The following is a 16,989-nucleotide window of genomic DNA, read 5'->3' on the forward strand; positions in this document are numbered from 1 at the left end:
TAACTTTACTTCCCTTAACCTAATTCTTCGAGGCTAATATCAAACTCTTTTACATTCACTTTAGATACGCCATCTGAAGCATCAATTTCTGCTTGGGTATGTAAATACCTGACTGGAATATCATCTTGCACTGCTGATGTAATTTCGTCTGCAGCAGCTCTTTCTGTTGTACCAGCTTTTTGTTCAGACATTAATTTAACGATTTCCGCCGCATATTTGCTTGTCCCTTGTTGATATGCTTCATTGCCAATTTTACGGCTACCGAGCGAACTGCTGCCACCTTTAGCCTCAACAATTATAATTTCGCCTGGTGGTGGCTCTTCCACCTTGTAAACCATATCAAAGTCGCCCGGCTTCGAAATTGAGGTTCCAATATCTTTGGGATGAAGCAGCTTAGCATTAGGACGTTTACTCCGGACAAAGTCATCCGCGGCCAACTCACCTATTTTTGCAGACTGTTGGTTAATATTACCAATTTGAGCGTTATATCCATCTTCGCCAGATCGAGCGTCCATTGCCTCTTGACGCTCTTTCAAGCATTCATCAATTTTTGCTTTGTTTCTTTCTGTTAGCTCATAATCACTCGTATTGAGTTCAGAGTTTTCTTTATACTCTGCTTTATTTAGCACAAGATCTTCAGTAAAGATCGTGCAACTTTCTTCCCCGCCAACTTTCTCTGAGTCAAAAACATGCGCATTTACAAACTCCTCAATCCCAACAACATACTGCACTTCGTGTCTGGTGCCATCTGAGTGATTGATATGACGATAAAAAGTAATCTCGTTTCTTTCGCAATCAATATGGTCTAAATCGTATTCATATCGAATATGATTTTTACCTTTGGGTTTTCGGATTTTGACTTGCGAGCGAACGCCATCTTCTCCGACGGATGATTCTTTTGCTGCCTCTAAAATCTGATCGCAAACCTCTTGGGGGACATCGCTTTGCGCCTGATACTCTGCCAACATTTGACCCAAGCGTTTTAGCCCTTCTTCACAAAGGAAACCTGTTGGATCAATCCACTGGATAGGGTTGACTGCATATTGGTAATGATTAATACCACCAGCAATAGATATCGGATCTTGTTGGATAAAACGTCCTAGTTTAGGATCGTAATACCGAGTGAGGTTGTAATGTAAGTTGGTTTCTTGATCGAAGTACTGCCCTTGAAAACGCAGTGGATTTGCTACATTTTCAATATGTACATGAGCAAAGCCGTTAGCATCGTAGCTGGCACTCCATACAACATTCCCCTCGCAATCGATCAGTCGCTCTGGTTTACCAACTTGATCGCACTGGTACCAATAAATAACGTCATTTTCTAGCAGTGCCACTGGCGTGTAGGTTTCTGGTTGATATAGGTACCAACGGAAAGCACCTGAAGAGCGTTCACCAATTAAACGTTCACCTTCCCACAGGAACTCCGTAACGCCTTGTTGTGTAATTTTCTTCGTTCTGCGCCCTAATGCATCATATTCATATTGACTGATGCCATCGTCGGTGTGAACTTCAATGAGCTGATTTAACGCATCAAATACGCGAGTCTGAACGTGTCCTTGCCCCTCACGTTTTGTCTGATTTCCTTGCGCGTCATATTTGAACCTGACACCATCGTGTACTTCAATACGATCAGCGAATACCTCTGAAGTTGGCAAAGTAGGATTGCCAAAACTATCGTATTCAAATTTAGTCACATCTCCGGAAGCATTGACTCGTTTAAGTTGCCCTAAGGCATCGTACTGATAGTGCGTTGCTCCTGCCGTATTATCAATGATTGATGAAATACGGTTTTGCGCATTGTAAACGTACTTTTTCTCTCTATCTGGCCAATGCTGTTCAACCAAACGACCAACACCATCATAAATGATGCGCTCATTAAAATATGCCGTTTCAATTTGGGAAACTCGTCCCATTTCATCGTAATGAAATTTGATTTGAGGTAAATCTAGGTTTCCAAACCGAATCGCTGAAAAACGCCCATATCGATCATAAGAGAAGTTCAGCTCCGTATTATCTGGCAGTACCTGAGATACGCGTTGGCCAACTCTGTTAAACTCCTGCGTTATCTCAAACTGGCCTTGAATGCGCTTTGTTAAATGCCCGAATGAAGAGTATTGGTATTGCAATGTGTGATGGCGATTGGATGCGAAAGTAAGTCGCCCACCAAGCGTATAATTGAAGTGGTTCTCTACAATACTGCTACCATTTCCTGCTTTGACGTGCTTGAGATAACCCGCAGCGTCATAGCGATACAGCACCGTCCTATCGGCGACTTGCTTACGATGGATTCGCCCCATATGATCATAATCAAATTGGCTTTGTAGATTATCAAACCCGACAGTTCCTGACAGCTGGCCTTCATCGTCATACAGGAATTCGAACTCTAAGCCGTCACTCCGAACTAATTTAGTCAGGTTACGTTGTTGATCGTATTCGTAAGAAATATGGCTGCCATCGGGAAAGATGACTGCTTCTTGTTGCGCGAGTGCTCCCCATTGATACGAGGTAATGCCTGCTGGCGTTCGAATCTGAGCAACACGGCTGTGCTCATCGTAAGAATATTCTTCGCTATAACCGACTTTGTCTTCGTCGTTAAAATAACGAACTGATGTACGCCTGCCAAATTGATCATAAGCGAGTTGAGCAATACACCCATCGGGATAAGCAACGCCATTCACTAAATCTTCTTCATTGTAGCTATAACGAAGTAATGTACCGTCTATTTCATTCGCGATAAGTCTTTGTTGTTCATCCCACCACCACTGACTTTTCTTACCATCTTCAGACTCTTTTTTGACGACTTGACCGTGTTTATCGTAATCATATTCCGTGACACAGCCGAACTGATCGGTATCCCAAACTCTTTGACCGAGGCTATTGTAGTAAGCCTTCTCGATATCCCCGTCAGGTGAAACCGTTTTAACTAACTTACCTAAGCCGTCATAACCATATTGAATTTCTTTGCCAGAGGAATGAAACTTAGAAACTAATTGACCATGCTGATTATATTGATAATTGACCGTTGACTGATCAGGATAGATAGCTTGCGCTTTTCGCCCTAATTCATCATATTGCCATCGCCAAGTTCTACCTGTGGGGCTTATTTTCTCGAGTAAGTTACCCTGCTCGTCATGCAAGAAAGACCATTGATGATCTAACGAGTCAGAATAAGAAGAGTGATTTCCTTGATAATGGAAGCGATAGTCATAAATTCCTGCGTCCCCAACGTTCCTGATGCATTTTGCGTTAGCACCTTCGCCATCCCATTCAAAATAATGAGTAAAGCCAGTTGGTCGTACACGCTTAACAATTAAATGGCCGCGATACTGATACTGTTCCTTTAAGCCCAAATGACTAGTTGCACTGACCAAATCATCGTGCTCATCATAGGTATAAGTTGTCAGAACTTTTTGGGACTTTGCATTTAGCAGTTCTACAAGGCGTCCTTGCCTATCATATTGACATTCAAGAACCGGACGCTTGTTGTATGCAATCTCGATCAATCGATGGTTTCGAGAATACTGCAGTTGAAACGTTGAAAACGTGCCATTTCTGACTTGTTTAACAACCCAACGATCATCTTTCTGTTCAAATCGATATTGATGCCCACTAGCGAGCGTCACGATCCGAGTTGCTGAATTTAGGAAATAACAGCTCGCACCAGCGTATATCTGGTAACTTGTTGCTCCAATATCTACTGGCTCAAATTCTGTGATATCGGCCTTATCGTCAACAAACTCCCAAGCGATAACATTGTCTTTCTCGTCCGTCTTTTCGCGTAATTCAAACTGAAATGCATGTCGCCAACCAAAGCCCATTCCATGATTTACATCCGACTGCGAAGAGCGGTAAGTACGCTGCCAAGTAGTACCTTGTTGTAGCTCGATATCATAGAGTTCGAGAATTTCTTCACCCGTCACAAGTGATACAGGATCACCGGCTTTCTCATGTTTTTCGCTGCTTTGTTGCTGAGGCTTGGCGGATGCGGCACTTCTGCCACTCTTTTTATTCGACTTCCCCTTTCCCTTCGATGGTTTTGCATTGACGGTATTTTGAGTCGGTGGAGGCGTAACCGCCGACGAGAGTGCGTAGTTTTCGCCGGTAGGTACAATTCGAGCGACATGCAAGTCACCGTTCACCAAAGCATTGGCAAACGTTGAATTATAGTGTTGGGAAGTAAGCTCACCGTCAGGTATGTTTGGCTTGAATTGACCAATCGCATAGAACAAATCCTCGACATAGCGAAGGTCAAGCTCACCAAAGCTCTCAAGAAACTCTATTGCCTCTTGTTTGGTCACGAATGTTTTAGGTTCGCCGCTAGTAAGTAACTGACCAGAGAAGTGATAACTTTCGCCAAAGCGATTCGTGATAGGAATGACGAATTGAGGGATCATAGCCGTAACGTGTTTGTCCTTTTCTTACCTTGCCGCATCATTTAATGCTCGTTTCGCTCTTTTTATTTGTGAGAGCAAGATGCCTTAATCAAACATCCTCCGATAGAGATTCCTCTGTATGCGTAGACTGAATGTATTGATGGCAATTTTCACGTATGCAACTCTTTGAATTTCTGAGCGCAGCGTACTTTAACGGGACGATGAATCCTGAGTAAATGAACAATAGCGTGAGTGAGACTAATGTCTCATCGTGACGCGATTTTTTTACATGTTTCTTACTTAACTATGATTTTCTGCCCAGTTACGTAAATTCACTCAATAAGTTGCATCAAGTATCACCACTGCGACTCAACGCTTCATATTTGAGACAAAACAGCAACAAAAAAACCGCCTATTACGGCGGTTTTGCTTAAAGAATACTGATTAAAGGTTTGGACCTGTCGATGGTCTGTGTGGTTGGTTATTGAGCAGTTGCTGCATCCCTTGAAACATTCGCATAAACCACACCAAGATGGCTAATGCAGCAAACACCATCCCTACCCAAGGAATAAAGTAAGCGATGGTTTCAAGCAAAGTACTATGCAACCAATAATCACTCACGCCAACGAGTACACCGTTAGAAGTCGCGACGGTGACGATCAACACAACAAAAAACGTCAGGTAGAGAAAGAAGGTGCGAATTAAACCGTAGTAATGAGAAATCACTACGTCGCTGTCTTCTCCCTTATCTAATCGGTAACCCGCATAGATAATTGCGATAACGCCTGAGATCAGAAACGTAAACGGGGTCAGACAGCTCAGGATGTACGCAACCCAAATCCCGTTATGAGGTTTGTTCATTCGCTTTCGCTCCTTTTACTTCCGTTTGTGCCGTATCTGTTTCACCCATCGCTTCTTTGGACTTCACTTCCTCATACCAAAGATCGTGATGCTCTTTCGCCCATGTTTCATCAACTTCACCTGTCACCATGCCTTCTAGCGCACCTTCCATACCGAATAGACCAATATAGATGTGGAAGATAAAGCCACAGATTAGAATCAGCGCCGAAATCGCATGAACTAAGTTAGAAAGCTCCATGTCACGGCGAGTTTGGCCAAAGATAGGAAAGTCCAGAACTAAGCCACTCACTGCCGCGATAGCACCAAAGAAGATTAACAACCAATAGATTGCCTTCTCACCACCGTTTGAGAAACCAGCTGACGGATGTGTGCCTTTGTGTTTACCAACCATGCCGCCCATTTTCATAAACCAACGAACATCTGTCATGTTTGGAATCGACTTGCGCCACCATTTAAAGAGCACGAGCATCAGTAAAATGAAGAACAATGGTCCCATGTAATTGTGGTACTGCTTCGCCAACATGACGATAAAGCCCCAGAACTCAGTAGGAACGTACGGTTTTAAGAAGTGCTTACCGTAAACCAGCATCAAACCACTGAATGCCAGCGTTAAGAATGTAAACGCCATACTCCAGTGAAGCGCGCGGTCTAAACGAGACCAACGCTTCATTTTTTTACCAGTACGCGGCTTGCTAAGCATCAAAGGACCAACGAATACGTAAGCCATGATTACCATTGCAATACTGCCGAAAATCGCGACAGCACCAGCAGGAGACATCCATTTTTCTTTTAGAATGTACCAAGTCTCACCAGGTTTACTGATCAATACGCCATGTTCTGGCGATTGAGACGTGGTGTAGCCTTCTTGCCCCTCTCTGACTTCGCGCCAATAGTCTGCCCCGGCGAGTTGCGTGATCTCCTGTTGAATAACTTTAGAAGATTGTCCCTCTGCTGAAGCAGGCATTGCAAAAGACAGCAGCAATGCCGTCATCATTGACAACATTGCTAGAGATGCACGTTTAAGCGTGTTTAACATGTGCCTCTCCTTACTTAGCTTTTCGTCGCATCGTAAGAAAGATCGTTTCCGTCTGTCCAACCTGCGTTTTTCGCGCCGCGTTCTACCACACGTTGACGGAAAATGTCAGAGACTTTCTCTGCGTCACCCGCAAGCAGCGCTTTGGTTGAACAAAGCGATGCACACATCGGTAACTTGCCTTCTGCGATACGGTTCGCACCGTACTTTTGGCGTTCTTCCTCAGAGCCAGGCTCTGTTTCTGGGCCGCCCGCGCAGAAAGTACATTTATCCATTTTGCCACGTTCACCAAACGCCTCTTGTTTAGGAAATTGAGGTGCGCCAAACGGACAAGCAAACAAACAGTAACCACAACCGATACACAGATCTTTATTGTGAAGAACGATGCCGTCTTCAGTATGTTCGAAACAATCAGCTGGACAAACTGCCATACAAGGCGCATCGGTACAGTGCATACAAGCAACAGAGATAGAGTTTTCACCAGCTTCACCGTCGTTTAGTGTTACCACGCGACGACGCTGAATGCCCCATTCAAGCGCATCGTCGTTTTCGTTCTTACATGCAGTAACACAGCCGTTACACTCGATACAGCGCTTGGTGTCACATAGAAATTTCATTCGTGCCATTGTCAGACTCCTTACGCTTTACGAATGTTACATAGGGTTACTTTGGTTTCCTGCATCAAGGTAACCGGGTCGTAACCGTAAGTGGTTGCCGTGTTGGCCGATTCGCCAACAACGTAAGGCTGTGTACCTTCTGGGTATTTAGGACGTAGGTCTTCACCTTCGAACTTACCGCCAAAGTGGAACGGAATGAACGCCAAACCAGGTTTCACACGACGTGTTACCATCGCTTTCACCTTGATTCGTCCCTTCTCTGCACCTTCTACCCAAACATCATCACCATCTCTGAAACCAAGGTCGTTCGCGTCTTTCGGATTTACTTCGACAAACATTTCTTGTTGAAGCTCGGCAAGCCATGGGTTTGAACGCGTTTCTTCACCACCACCTTCGTATTCAACCAGACGGCCAGAAGTCAGAACGATTGGGTACTCGCCCGATTTGTCTTGCTCTTGAATGGATTTATACAACGTAGGTACACGGAAGATTGCATCTTTGTCTTCCCAAGTTGGGTAGTCCGTTACAAGGTCACGACGTGGTGTGTAAAGTGGTTCACGATGCAGTGGCACACGGTCTGGGAACGTCCAAACAATCGCACGCGCTTTCGCGTTACCAAATGGAATACAACCGTGCTTGATCGCGACACGCTGAATACCGCCAGAAAGGTCAGTCTTCCAGTTTTTACCCTCTGCTGCCACTTTCTCTTCAGCAGTTAGGTCGTCCCACCAACCAAGTTGTTTCAATAACTTGTCAGTGAACTCTGGGTAACCATCTTTGATTTCACAGCCTTTCGAGTAGCTGTCTTCTGCAAGAAGGCTCTTGCCTTCAAATTCCACACCAAAGCGCGTACGGAAGTTACCGCCACCTTCTGCAACCGTCTTTGACGTATCGTACAGAATGTGTGTACCTGGGTGTTTCATTTCTGGTGTGCCCCAGCATGGCCAAGGTAGACCATAGGTTTCACCGTTGACAGGGCCACCTTCCGCTTCCAATGTGGTTTTGTGGAACGTATGCCAGTTTTGTTGGTGCGCTTTCAAACGCTCTGGGCTTTGGCCTGTGTAACCAATCGTCCACATGCCTTTGTTGAATTCACGCGTTAGGTCTTCAATCACCGGCTGGTTGTTTTCAACACGGATGTTTTTGAACAGAAGATCGGAATAGCCCAGTTTCTTCGAAAGCAGGTACATGATTTCGTGGTCTGGTTTTGATTCAAACAAAGGTTCAATCACCTGATCACGCCATTGTAGAGAGCGGTTAGAAGCGGTAACGCTGCCGTGTGTTTCAAACTGTGTTGTTGCAGGAAGCAGGTAAACGCCGTCGGTACGGTCGTTCATTACCGCAGCAACCGTTGGGTAAGGGTCCACAATCACCATCATGTCCAACTTCTGCATCGCTTTTTTCATCTCAACACCACGTGTTTGAGAGTTCACTGCGTGTCCCCAGTAGAACATTGCACGGATGTTTTCGCGCTGACGAATGTTGTCTTTGTTTTCCAGTACACCATCAACCCAACGAGATACAGGAATACCTGCACTGTGCATTGGTTTCTGACCGCTGTAAGCGTTGTCATCGAAACGACCTTTGATCCATTCGTAATCGATTTCCCACACTTTTGACCAATGACGCCAAGCGCCTTCAGAAAGGCCGTAGTAGCCAGGTAGCGTGTCAGAAAGTACGCCAAGGTCGGTTGCGCCTTGTACGTTATCGTGACCACGGAAGATGTTTGCACCGCCGCCTGATTTACCAATGTTACCAAGCGCTAGCTCAAGCACACAGTAAGCGCGTGTGTTGTTGTTACCAGTAGTATGCTGAGTACCACCCATACACCAAACAATACAGCCCGGGCGATTTTCAGAAAGCAGTTTTGCTGTTTGGTAAACGTCTTCTTCGCTTACGCCTGTTACGCGCTCTACTTCTGCTGGCGTCCACTTCGCCACTTCAGCACGGATTTCATCCATACCGAATACACGTTGACGGATGAACTCTTTATCTTCCCATTGGTTTTCGAAGATGTGCCACAACACACCCCAAATAAATGCTACGTCAGAACCTGGACGAAGAGAAACGTAGTGATCTGATTTCGCAGCAGTACGCGTACGGCGAGGATCCGCTACGACGATCTTACAGTTGTTCTTCTCTTTTGCGATCAGAATGTGCTGCATCGCTACTGGGTGTGCTTCAGCTGGGTTTGAACCAATGAATAGCATCGACTTACAGTTGTGCATGTCATTGAAAGAGTTGGTCATCGCACCGTAACCCCAAGTGTTCGCTACACCCGCCACGGTTGTTGAGTGACAAATACGCGCTTGGTGGTCAACGTTGTTCGTACCCCAAAGTGATGCCATTTTGCGGAACAAGTACGCTTGTTCGTTGCTGTGCTTTGCGCTTCCCAAGAAGTAAACCGAATCAGGGCCAGACTCTTTGCGGATGTCCATCACCTTGTTACCGATTTCTTCGATCGCTTGATCCCAAGAAAGCTTTTTCCACTTACCGTTTTCAAGCTTCATTGGGTATTTTAGACGACGCTCACCGTGGCCATGTTCACGCAGTGCTGCGCCTTTTGCACAGTGACCACCGGCGTTAAATGGGTGGTCAAATGCAGGCTCTTGACCCGTCCAAACACCATTTTGAACTTCTGCGTAAATACCACAACCCACTGAACAGTGAGAACAGATAGTACGTTTTATTTCTGTTTTCGCTTCTGGATCGACAGATTTTGCTTGCGCTTTTTTCATCATTCCCGGTGCGAATAGACTAGCACCAACCACTGCGCCACCAGCGGCAAGCGAAGTGTTTTTCATGAATGCACGACGAGATACGCCAAGCTGGTTCGTTTCTTTGCTCACACTGTCGGAGCGTTTGACAAGTTTCATCCGTTATCTCCTAAAGTGTGTCGTAGTAATCGCGAATGTGTTGAGTTTCACGATACCCTTTCTTCTTCACGTCGTTTTCAGAAGGCTCAACCGTTTCTGAAGCAACGGCCACTTTCGTGGTTCCCGCAACAACAGCACCGGCAACGGCAGCGGTTGTGAAGCCTTTTAGGAGATCCCTACGGCTTGTGTTTATTTCTTTATTATCTTTCATCATTGCTTCCTTACCTTACGGTAGATCTTTGGAGACTCATGCCTCTCTATCGATATGACCAAGTACTGCTCGATTACTCGTAATCAGTGACGTTTTTCACATCAATTTTTAATTTGTTCTTACTGCTTTTGGTGTTCACGCTAAAGCGCACTTGCTCTAACGTTAAAAACGCATCGCAAAGCTGTGCAGCTGGCTTGTAGAAGTTCACGCTTTCTGCGCTCTCTAGTTGGCGCGTAAAAGATTGGAACCAAGGGGCGATGTGTTTGTTAAACACCGCTTGTTGAAGTTCTTCCTCTTCACCTGTCAGCATTGCCATCACTTCGCACAGTGCAGAAATATGGTCTTCAGGCTCTTTCACGTTCTCTTCTCGTTCGATGCCTAAAAGATCCAAATCGCGACGAATTTCCGCTAACGGTTTTTCCATCATCGAGCCAGTGCGATGCCAAGATCCGAATGGCACAACTTCACCACGTCCAATGCCAATAAACAGATCTTGATATTCTTCTTCTAACGCTTCTCGCTGCGCTTCGTTCGCGGCTTGTTGCAGTGCGAGCCAAGCTTTTTGCATCGCGCTCTCAGACGGCTCAATTTCTAGCGATTTCAGGAACGCCAGCATTTCATCACTAGGCGCACTACGAAAAAGTGCAGATAGAACGAGATAAATGTCTGTTCTCAGTGTTTGTTCTTGTTGTGTGTCCACTGCGAGCTCCTAGTATTTCAGTTGTTTCATTGGGTCTTCTGCCATCGACTCAAACATGTCGATCACACGGCAGTCTTCACACATCGCGATACGATTGATCGCCGCTTCATCAGAGAAACAAGAGTGACCGCGTAACTTGTTTTGTAGCATGTCGATCATAGACTGAGGTGCGAATGGCTTATGACAGCGAATACATTCCGCTGCTTTCTCTTCGTGAATCACAACCGCTTTTTGGCGCTCTTTTTTCACCCAGTTCATACGAGGCGTAAGCGTCAGCACTTTCTCTGGACACGCTTTCTCGCACAGCCCACATTGAATGCAGTCTTGCTCGACGAATTTAAGCGACGGAGATTGACCATCGGTATGAAGTGCACGTGTAGGACAAACTGCCACACAGCTCATACACAACGTACAATCTTTGCTCTCACAAGAAACATTGCCGTAAGGCGCGTTTGCTGGCAGCTCAACAATGTTCTCGACTGGAATACGAGAAGACGACAACGCATCCAACGCCGTAAATAGACGCTGACGTTTGTTGCCTTGCAAGTCTCCTAATGCCAAATCAAAAGACTCGGTACAAAGTGTCGGAGCACCTTCACGTAGTGACTCTAGATACAGAATGTCGATGGTTTCTTTGGCGATACCAAGCTGACCGAGCAGCTCTTGAGCAATACCTACTTCGCTATTAAGCACACGAATAATGGTTTGAGGCATAAAACGTGAAGCCGTAAACAGCACCTGAGTAGCACCATTCACAAGCGCGGCGAACCAAGTATCAATACCAACCGAAGGCAGTTCTTCCACCACAATTGGAATCACATTATCTGGCAGTGCTTTTAGTGCCATCACGTTGTAGCTCTCGTGGCGAGAACTACAAATCAATACGATAGGATCTAAACCACCCGCTTGCTCATAGTTGGCGAGCGTACGTTCAATAAACTTTTGCGTATCTTCAGGGTTTGGCAGTGCGTAATGAATCGCTTCTGTCGGACACGCTGTAGCACAAGTACCCACGCCTTGACATAGGTATGGATTGATCTCGATGCGATGGCCCGTTCTGTCGCTGCCCTCACTCGATAGTGCCCCTGCCGGACAAGCATCCACACACCGTTCGCAACCTTTTACGCCACGAGAGCTGTGTGCACATAAATCGGTATCTAAACGGAAGAATTTCGGTTTATCGAACGTCCCCATTAAGGTTGGAATCTCTTCCAACGCTTCAGCCAGTTTCGGATAGCCACGACCTACTGGGTAGTAGCCCGGTACTGGGACTTCTTCCGACATGCAGCTGTTAAGGCAAAGATCGAGTACGATATCGAAACAATCGCTATTGATCGCGACCTTGGCAAGATTGTTGGTCGAACCATGATTTTCAATCAGAACTTCAAACGTACCTAAGAACCCTGAAACCTGAACCGAATTGGCGTAATAAAGCTCGGGATTTGTGCCCTTTTCGCCATCGGTAGAAAGCAGCGTTAGGCTGTTCATTTGCGACAATTGCGCTGCCGCACTTTCGATGATTGCTGTTGGGCCCACAATCAAAGTATTACCGCCGCTTTCATAGCTTACGGTTGGTGGAATAAGATTGGTCAACTCTACGGTATTTTCGAAAGCGTACAGCCTCGCTTTACCGTTATTGGAAGTTGCTTGTTCTAATAATTGTTTCAGCATTGCTCAATTCCATTTATGAACATGGATAGTCTTTTCCATCTCTTAGTGTAGTTAGCGCCGGAGATTCTGCTGATTAACTTATCAATGAGAATTCTTATTCCGCCGTCTATAGGCGATGAATACTACGCAGTGCGTCCGTACTAACTTCAACCAGATTGGTATTGAGCAACAAATAGCAAGTGTCATGCCAATAAAATATCAACTGAAAATCAATAGGTTATCAATTTTACTGACAAATAGTAGGGATAAAAAAACCGGTTGAGACATTTTGTCTCAGCCGGCTCATTGAGTGTTTAGTCAAAATGTACCTATTATTTGTGTGGTATATTTTGTCTCACCTCGTTAGGCTGTGATTCTTCAGCAAAAGTATCACTTTCGCCAGATGCTGTATTTATATACAGTTCATTTTCATCTTGAGTAATTTGGCCACTTTTGTCGGTGTTTGACTCTGCGTCTTCAACTACCTCAGATGCGATATCGTTAGCGTTAAGCTCAGACCCTTGCGCAGTTTCAGCGTCTGGTTCGTCTTCCACTTTATCTTTAACCCAATCACGCAGCGTCTCAGCGACGTCTTGAGAAAGTGACTTTAAGTTACTGTAATCATCATCGTAATCGTCTAGGCCGTCACGCACGTTAAATTCTTCGGACAAGAACATTTTGCGCAGCGCAGCTTTCTTAACGCTTTCTGAAGCTTCAGAAACCAGCAGTTGCGCCACAGACATTTCTTCGGTTTTTTCAGTCTCTACACTCGCGGTAATGTCTGGAGCCTGACTATCCTCATTGACGTTCAAAGTATCTAAGCTTTCGTCAGCGTTTGAAAGCGCTGTGACACTATCTTCGGATTGTTCCGTCTCTGCTATCGGCGTGATCTCTTCAGCATGTTGGGAAGATTCTTCTAGTTTACGTTTCGACCAACGGCTTAAAAAACTAGTTGCCATTTGCTCTGCCTGCTCCTTTGCGTTTCTTGCGTCTTACTTCTAACAACTCACCATGACGACCAATAAAGGCTTCCATCCAAGCCTGAACGGCTAACGGCATATCGTTAGATAGTACAAGGTTATCACCATCCATATATTGCGCCGCAACAGATTGTGAAGCCGTCAGTAACTGTATCGCTGGTTTTTCACCAGACTCGACGTTATCCATAACTAAAAAGAGTTTAGGTTGCTGAGAGCTTAAGTTAAAGCGGTAGTCTGTACGCTCGTCTTTATGTAATTGCAACAGACAAACATCTGGAGTCTCTTCCGTCGGATTCAGCGCAAATCCTGTCAACTGCCATTGGGTTGTCACCCAAATCCCTGTACTGATCTCATGCTCAACAAGCTCTACGCCGATTGGCCATGTATCCTCAGTCTTTTCGTAATTTTTTTCGAAATCTTTCTTATCCGACATAACTCACCCAGTCTTTCTATTTTTGGTCTGAAAACACAGGACATTTTGCCCCCGTTTTCGACCATTTTTATTGTCTTCGAAGCAATAAACGCGCCAAGCTGATATAACTTAGTCTATATACACCCTCAGGCTATAAGTACCAAACTAGACGAAACTCAAATGTATTGATGTGTCATTACTGCGAACTCGCAGTTTTAATGCATTGTTGACATAAAACCTCGCAATTTCTGTGGAAACCGCTATTTTGGAATGAGATTTGCTAGCCACTTAAAAAGCTAAAATGCGTAGCAACCTAACGCTCTTAATCACTAGGACACGACTGTGCTGAAACCAAATATTATTAAAACCAGTGAAAATCCCCTGCAAACCATTGAAGTCGATGTGTACGACGAGTACGGCGAAAAGCTCACGAAGCAAATCGCTTGCGAGCGTCCTCTTACGGTCATGCTGAACTGGAAAGAAGTGGTCACGCTCATGACGCTAGGTTCGCGCCCAGAAGCACTAGTACTCGGTTATTTAAAAAACCAAAGCTTCCTGTCCGATCCAGCCGCGATCGAATCCGTTATTATTGACTGGGAAACGCATTCCGCAGCGGTGATTACTAAAGAAAACACTGAACACTTAGAAGGCGCCCTGAAAAAGAAAACCGTCACCTCAGGTTGTGGCCAAGGCACTATGTATGGCAACGTGATGAAGCAGCTTGAAAATTATCAAGTGCCTCAAGTTTCTCTTAAGCAGTCAGAAATTTATTCTGCGCTGGAAGCGTTAACCCATTACAACGACACCTACAAAAAAGCGGGCGCAGTACACGGCTGTGCGGTTTGCAAAGGAAATGAGGTGTTGTCATTTGTGGAAGATGTCGGCCGTCACAACGCAGTGGATACACTTGCAGGTGAGATGTGGCTCAAAGAAGAAACAGGTGAAGATAAAATTTTCTACACAACTGGTCGCCTTACATCAGAGATGGTGATTAAAGTGGCTCAAATGGGCATTCCTGTTCTGCTTTCTCGCTCTGGCGTTACTCAAATGGGGTTAGATCTAGCGAAGCAATTTGGTATTACGACCATTGCGCGTGCGAAAGGTTTGCGCTTCCAAGTGTTTACAGGAGCCGACAAGGTTGAATTTGATGTAAAAGGCAACCAATAACACCTTTTCAGTGTAAACTAAAACCAATAATGCGGATTCACAGAGGATGTGGACTATGAATAATGACCAATTGTGGAATTTTCTGCTTACGCCCAGCGGTATCATGCTTTCTATGATTATTACCTTTGGCGTGGTCGGGATCTATGCGTATATAACCGGTCAGTTTAAGGATTAAGGCCAAATATCAAAAAAGCCTCGCTAAATAGCGAGGCTTTTGCTTTTTAAACGCTTTGCGAGTAATTACGCGTCAACGCCACGAGATTTTAGGAACTCAGAGTACGTGCCTTTGAAGTCTGTGATCTTGCCATCGCGGATTTCGATAATACGCGTTGCTAGCGAGTCTACGAATACACGGTCGTGAGAGACGAAGAACAACGTGCCTTTGTATTGCTCAAGCGCCGTGTTCAAAGATTCGATCGATTCCATGTCCATGTGGTTGGTTGGTTCGTCCATTAGCAGCATGTTTGGCTTGTGCATCATTAGCTTACCAAGCAGCATACGACCTTGCTCACCACCAGACAGTACTTTTACTGACTTCTTAATGTCATCTTGACCAAATAGCATACGACCAAGGAAACCACGAACGACTTGCTCGTCATCACCTTCTTGACGCCATTGACCCATCCAATCCGTTAGATTCATATCTTCTGCAAAGTCATGCGCGTGGTCTTGCGCGTAGTAACCGATGTTTGCATTTTCAGACCATTTGAACTCACCAGCACGCGGTTCAAGTACACCAGCAAGCGTGTTTAGAAGTGTTGTTTTACCCACACCATTTTCACCGATGATCGCAACGCGCTCTCCCACTTCAAAAATTGCATTGAAGTCTGAGAACAAGTCCTCTTCAAAACCTTGGCTCAGGTTTTCTACAATCAGAGCGTTACGGAACAGCTCTTTAGACTGTTCAAAACGAATGAATGGGTTTTGACGGCTAGACGCTTTCACTTCGTCCAGTTTGATCTTGTCGATTTGCTTCGCACGAGATGTCGCTTGTTTTGCTTTCGATGCGTTTGCAGAGAAACGTGCAACGAACGTTTGTAGCTCAGCGATTTGTGCTTTCTTCTTCGCGTTGTCGTTTAGTAGACGTTCGCGAGCTTGAGAAGCCGCCGTCATGTACTCGTCGTAGTTACCAGGGTAAACGCGTAGCTCACCGTAGTCCAAGTCAGCCATGTGTGTACATACTGAGTTTAGGAAGTGACGGTCGTGCGAAATGATGATCATTGTGCAGTTACGCGCGTTTAGCGTATCTTCCAACCAACGGATTGTGTCCATGTCCAAGTTGTTGGTAGGTTCGTCAAGAAGCATCACATCTGGGTCTGCGAATAGAACCTGCGCTAGAAGCACACGAAGTTTCCAGCCTGGTGCTACTTCACTCATTAGACCGAAGTGTTGCTCCATTGGGATACCTACAGCAAGAAGAAGCTCGCCCGCTTTGGCTTCTGCCATGTAGCCGTCCATTTCAGCAAACTGAACTTCTAAGTCAGCCACTTTCATGCCGTCTTCTTCGCTCATTTCAGCAAGTGAGTAGATGCGGTCACGCTCTTTCTTCACTTCCCATAGCTCTTTATGACCCATGATAACGGTATCGATTACAGTAAATTCTTCGTAAGCGAACTGGTCCTGGTTCAGTTTTGCAACGCGCTCGTTTGGATCGTAGCTTACGTTACCACTGGTTTGCTCAAGCTCGCCGCTGAGGATCTTCATAAAGGTTGATTTACCACAACCGTTAGCTCCAATTAAGCCATAGCGATTGCCTTCGCCGAACTTAACTGAAATGTTTTCGAATAGCGGCTTAGCGCCGAATTGTTGAGTAATATTCGCTGTGGAGATCAAAACCTTTACCTTAGCAATTGGGGTGTATTTAGAAAAACCGGGCAACGGTACTTGTTCATGCTACATACTGCAAGTGTTGTTTTTATTAATTCACTCCAAGTGAAATCATTGTAAGGTTTCTAAGAAGCAAAAGCGTAAACATAAATGCGTCATTAAATACAAAAAAGAGCCACTATCGTCAGTGGCTCTTTTTCCATTAATTGTGCCGTCCTAAATAAGGTTGACACTTTCCACCCCCAAAATTGGAGAGTGTTATGAAATCAACAACTAAAAGAA

Annotated in this window: 12 protein-coding genes; 1 reads left to right on the forward strand and 11 read right to left on the reverse strand. The window is 45.2% G+C overall.

The window, feature by feature from the left end:
- Nucleotides 1-14: 14 nt before the first annotated feature.
- The 10 genes from R7E29_RS11200 to R7E29_RS11245 form a co-directional block, all read right to left on the reverse strand.
- On the reverse strand, nucleotides 15-4,394 hold the full coding sequence (locus tag R7E29_RS11200) for an RHS repeat-associated core domain-containing protein (protein ID WP_213906444.1): 4,380 nt from the start codon (nucleotides 4,392-4,394) through the stop codon (nucleotides 15-17).
- Nucleotides 4,395-4,817: 423 nt separating this feature from the next.
- Nucleotides 4,818-5,234, reverse strand: a complete 417-nt coding sequence (locus R7E29_RS11205) for a membrane protein (RefSeq protein ID WP_005377532.1) — start codon at nucleotides 5,232-5,234, stop codon at nucleotides 4,818-4,820.
- Nucleotides 5,218-6,270 (reverse strand): formate dehydrogenase subunit gamma, encoded by a 1,053-nt coding sequence (locus tag R7E29_RS11210; protein ID WP_054576888.1) that lies wholly within the window; start codon nucleotides 6,268-6,270, stop codon nucleotides 5,218-5,220. The genes R7E29_RS11205 and R7E29_RS11210 overlap by 17 nt, the downstream gene beginning before the upstream one ends.
- Nucleotides 6,271-6,284: 14 nt before the next feature.
- Nucleotides 6,285-6,893, reverse strand: coding sequence for a formate dehydrogenase FDH3 subunit beta (gene fdh3B / locus R7E29_RS11215; RefSeq protein ID WP_005377536.1), 609 nt, complete (start codon nucleotides 6,891-6,893; stop codon nucleotides 6,285-6,287).
- Between the two features lie 11 nt (nucleotides 6,894-6,904).
- On the reverse strand, nucleotides 6,905-9,760 hold the full coding sequence (locus tag R7E29_RS11220) for a formate dehydrogenase subunit alpha (RefSeq protein ID WP_021033875.1): 2,856 nt from the start codon (nucleotides 9,758-9,760) through the stop codon (nucleotides 6,905-6,907).
- 10 nt (nucleotides 9,761-9,770) lie between these two features.
- Nucleotides 9,771-9,971 (reverse strand): twin-arginine translocation signal domain-containing protein, encoded by a 201-nt coding sequence (locus R7E29_RS11225; RefSeq protein WP_005377542.1) that lies wholly within the window; start codon nucleotides 9,969-9,971, stop codon nucleotides 9,771-9,773.
- A gap of 73 nt (nucleotides 9,972-10,044) precedes the next feature.
- Nucleotides 10,045-10,671 (reverse strand): molecular chaperone, encoded by a 627-nt coding sequence (locus R7E29_RS11230; protein ID WP_017820684.1) that lies wholly within the window; start codon nucleotides 10,669-10,671, stop codon nucleotides 10,045-10,047.
- Nucleotides 10,672-10,680: 9 nt separating this feature from the next.
- Complete coding sequence (locus R7E29_RS11235) at nucleotides 10,681-12,342, reverse strand: 4Fe-4S dicluster domain-containing protein (protein ID WP_054576889.1); 1,662 nt, start codon at nucleotides 12,340-12,342, stop codon at nucleotides 10,681-10,683.
- A gap of 311 nt (nucleotides 12,343-12,653) precedes the next feature.
- Entirely contained in the window at nucleotides 12,654-13,280 is a 627-nt protein-coding gene (locus tag R7E29_RS11240; protein WP_054576890.1) for a DUF3306 domain-containing protein, read from the reverse strand.
- On the reverse strand, nucleotides 13,270-13,734 hold the full coding sequence (locus R7E29_RS11245) for a DUF3305 domain-containing protein (RefSeq protein ID WP_005389514.1): 465 nt from the start codon (nucleotides 13,732-13,734) through the stop codon (nucleotides 13,270-13,272). Before R7E29_RS11245 ends, R7E29_RS11240 begins: the two co-directional genes overlap by 11 nt.
- Nucleotides 13,735-14,055: 321 nt before the next feature.
- On the opposite strand from R7E29_RS11245, the gene R7E29_RS11250 reads away from it, so the two are divergent.
- Nucleotides 14,056-14,880 (forward strand): formate dehydrogenase accessory sulfurtransferase FdhD, encoded by an 825-nt coding sequence (locus tag R7E29_RS11250; protein WP_005377552.1) that lies wholly within the window; start codon nucleotides 14,056-14,058, stop codon nucleotides 14,878-14,880.
- A gap of 240 nt (nucleotides 14,881-15,120) precedes the next feature.
- On the opposite strand, the gene R7E29_RS11255 is transcribed toward R7E29_RS11250, so the two are convergent.
- Nucleotides 15,121-16,713 (reverse strand): ABC-F family ATPase, encoded by a 1,593-nt coding sequence (locus tag R7E29_RS11255; protein WP_025766654.1) that lies wholly within the window; start codon nucleotides 16,711-16,713, stop codon nucleotides 15,121-15,123.
- Between the last annotated feature and the right edge of the window lie 276 nt (nucleotides 16,714-16,989).

It is taken from the genome of Vibrio sp. Vb1729 (genome assembly GCF_033338655.1).
In the GTDB taxonomy this organism is placed as follows: Bacteria; Pseudomonadota; Gammaproteobacteria; order Enterobacterales; family Vibrionaceae; genus Vibrio; species Vibrio alginolyticus.

Bases quoted from the DNA above. Each gene is read 5' to 3' on its own strand.
- R7E29_RS11210 (WP_054576888.1), bottom strand. From the start codon at position 6,270: ATGTTAAACACGCTTAAACGTGCATCTCTAGCAATGTTGTCAATGATG.
- R7E29_RS11205 (WP_005377532.1), bottom strand. From the start codon at position 5,234: ATGAACAAACCTCATAACGGGATTTGGGTTGCGTACATCCTGAGCTGT.
- R7E29_RS11235 (WP_054576889.1), bottom strand. From the start codon at position 12,342: ATGCTGAAACAATTATTAGAACAAGCAACTTCCAATAACGGTAAAGCG.
- R7E29_RS11245 (WP_005389514.1), bottom strand. From the start codon at position 13,734: ATGTCGGATAAGAAAGATTTCGAAAAAAATTACGAAAAGACTGAGGAT.
- R7E29_RS11220 (WP_021033875.1), bottom strand. From the start codon at position 9,760: ATGAAACTTGTCAAACGCTCCGACAGTGTGAGCAAAGAAACGAACCAG.
- R7E29_RS11225 (WP_005377542.1), bottom strand. From the start codon at position 9,971: ATGAAAGATAATAAAGAAATAAACACAAGCCGTAGGGATCTCCTAAAA.
- R7E29_RS11240 (WP_054576890.1), bottom strand. From the start codon at position 13,280: ATGGCAACTAGTTTTTTAAGCCGTTGGTCGAAACGTAAACTAGAAGAA.
- fdh3B (WP_005377536.1), bottom strand. From the start codon at position 6,893: ATGGCACGAATGAAATTTCTATGTGACACCAAGCGCTGTATCGAGTGT.
- R7E29_RS11200 (WP_213906444.1), bottom strand. From the start codon at position 4,394: ATGATCCCTCAATTCGTCATTCCTATCACGAATCGCTTTGGCGAAAGT.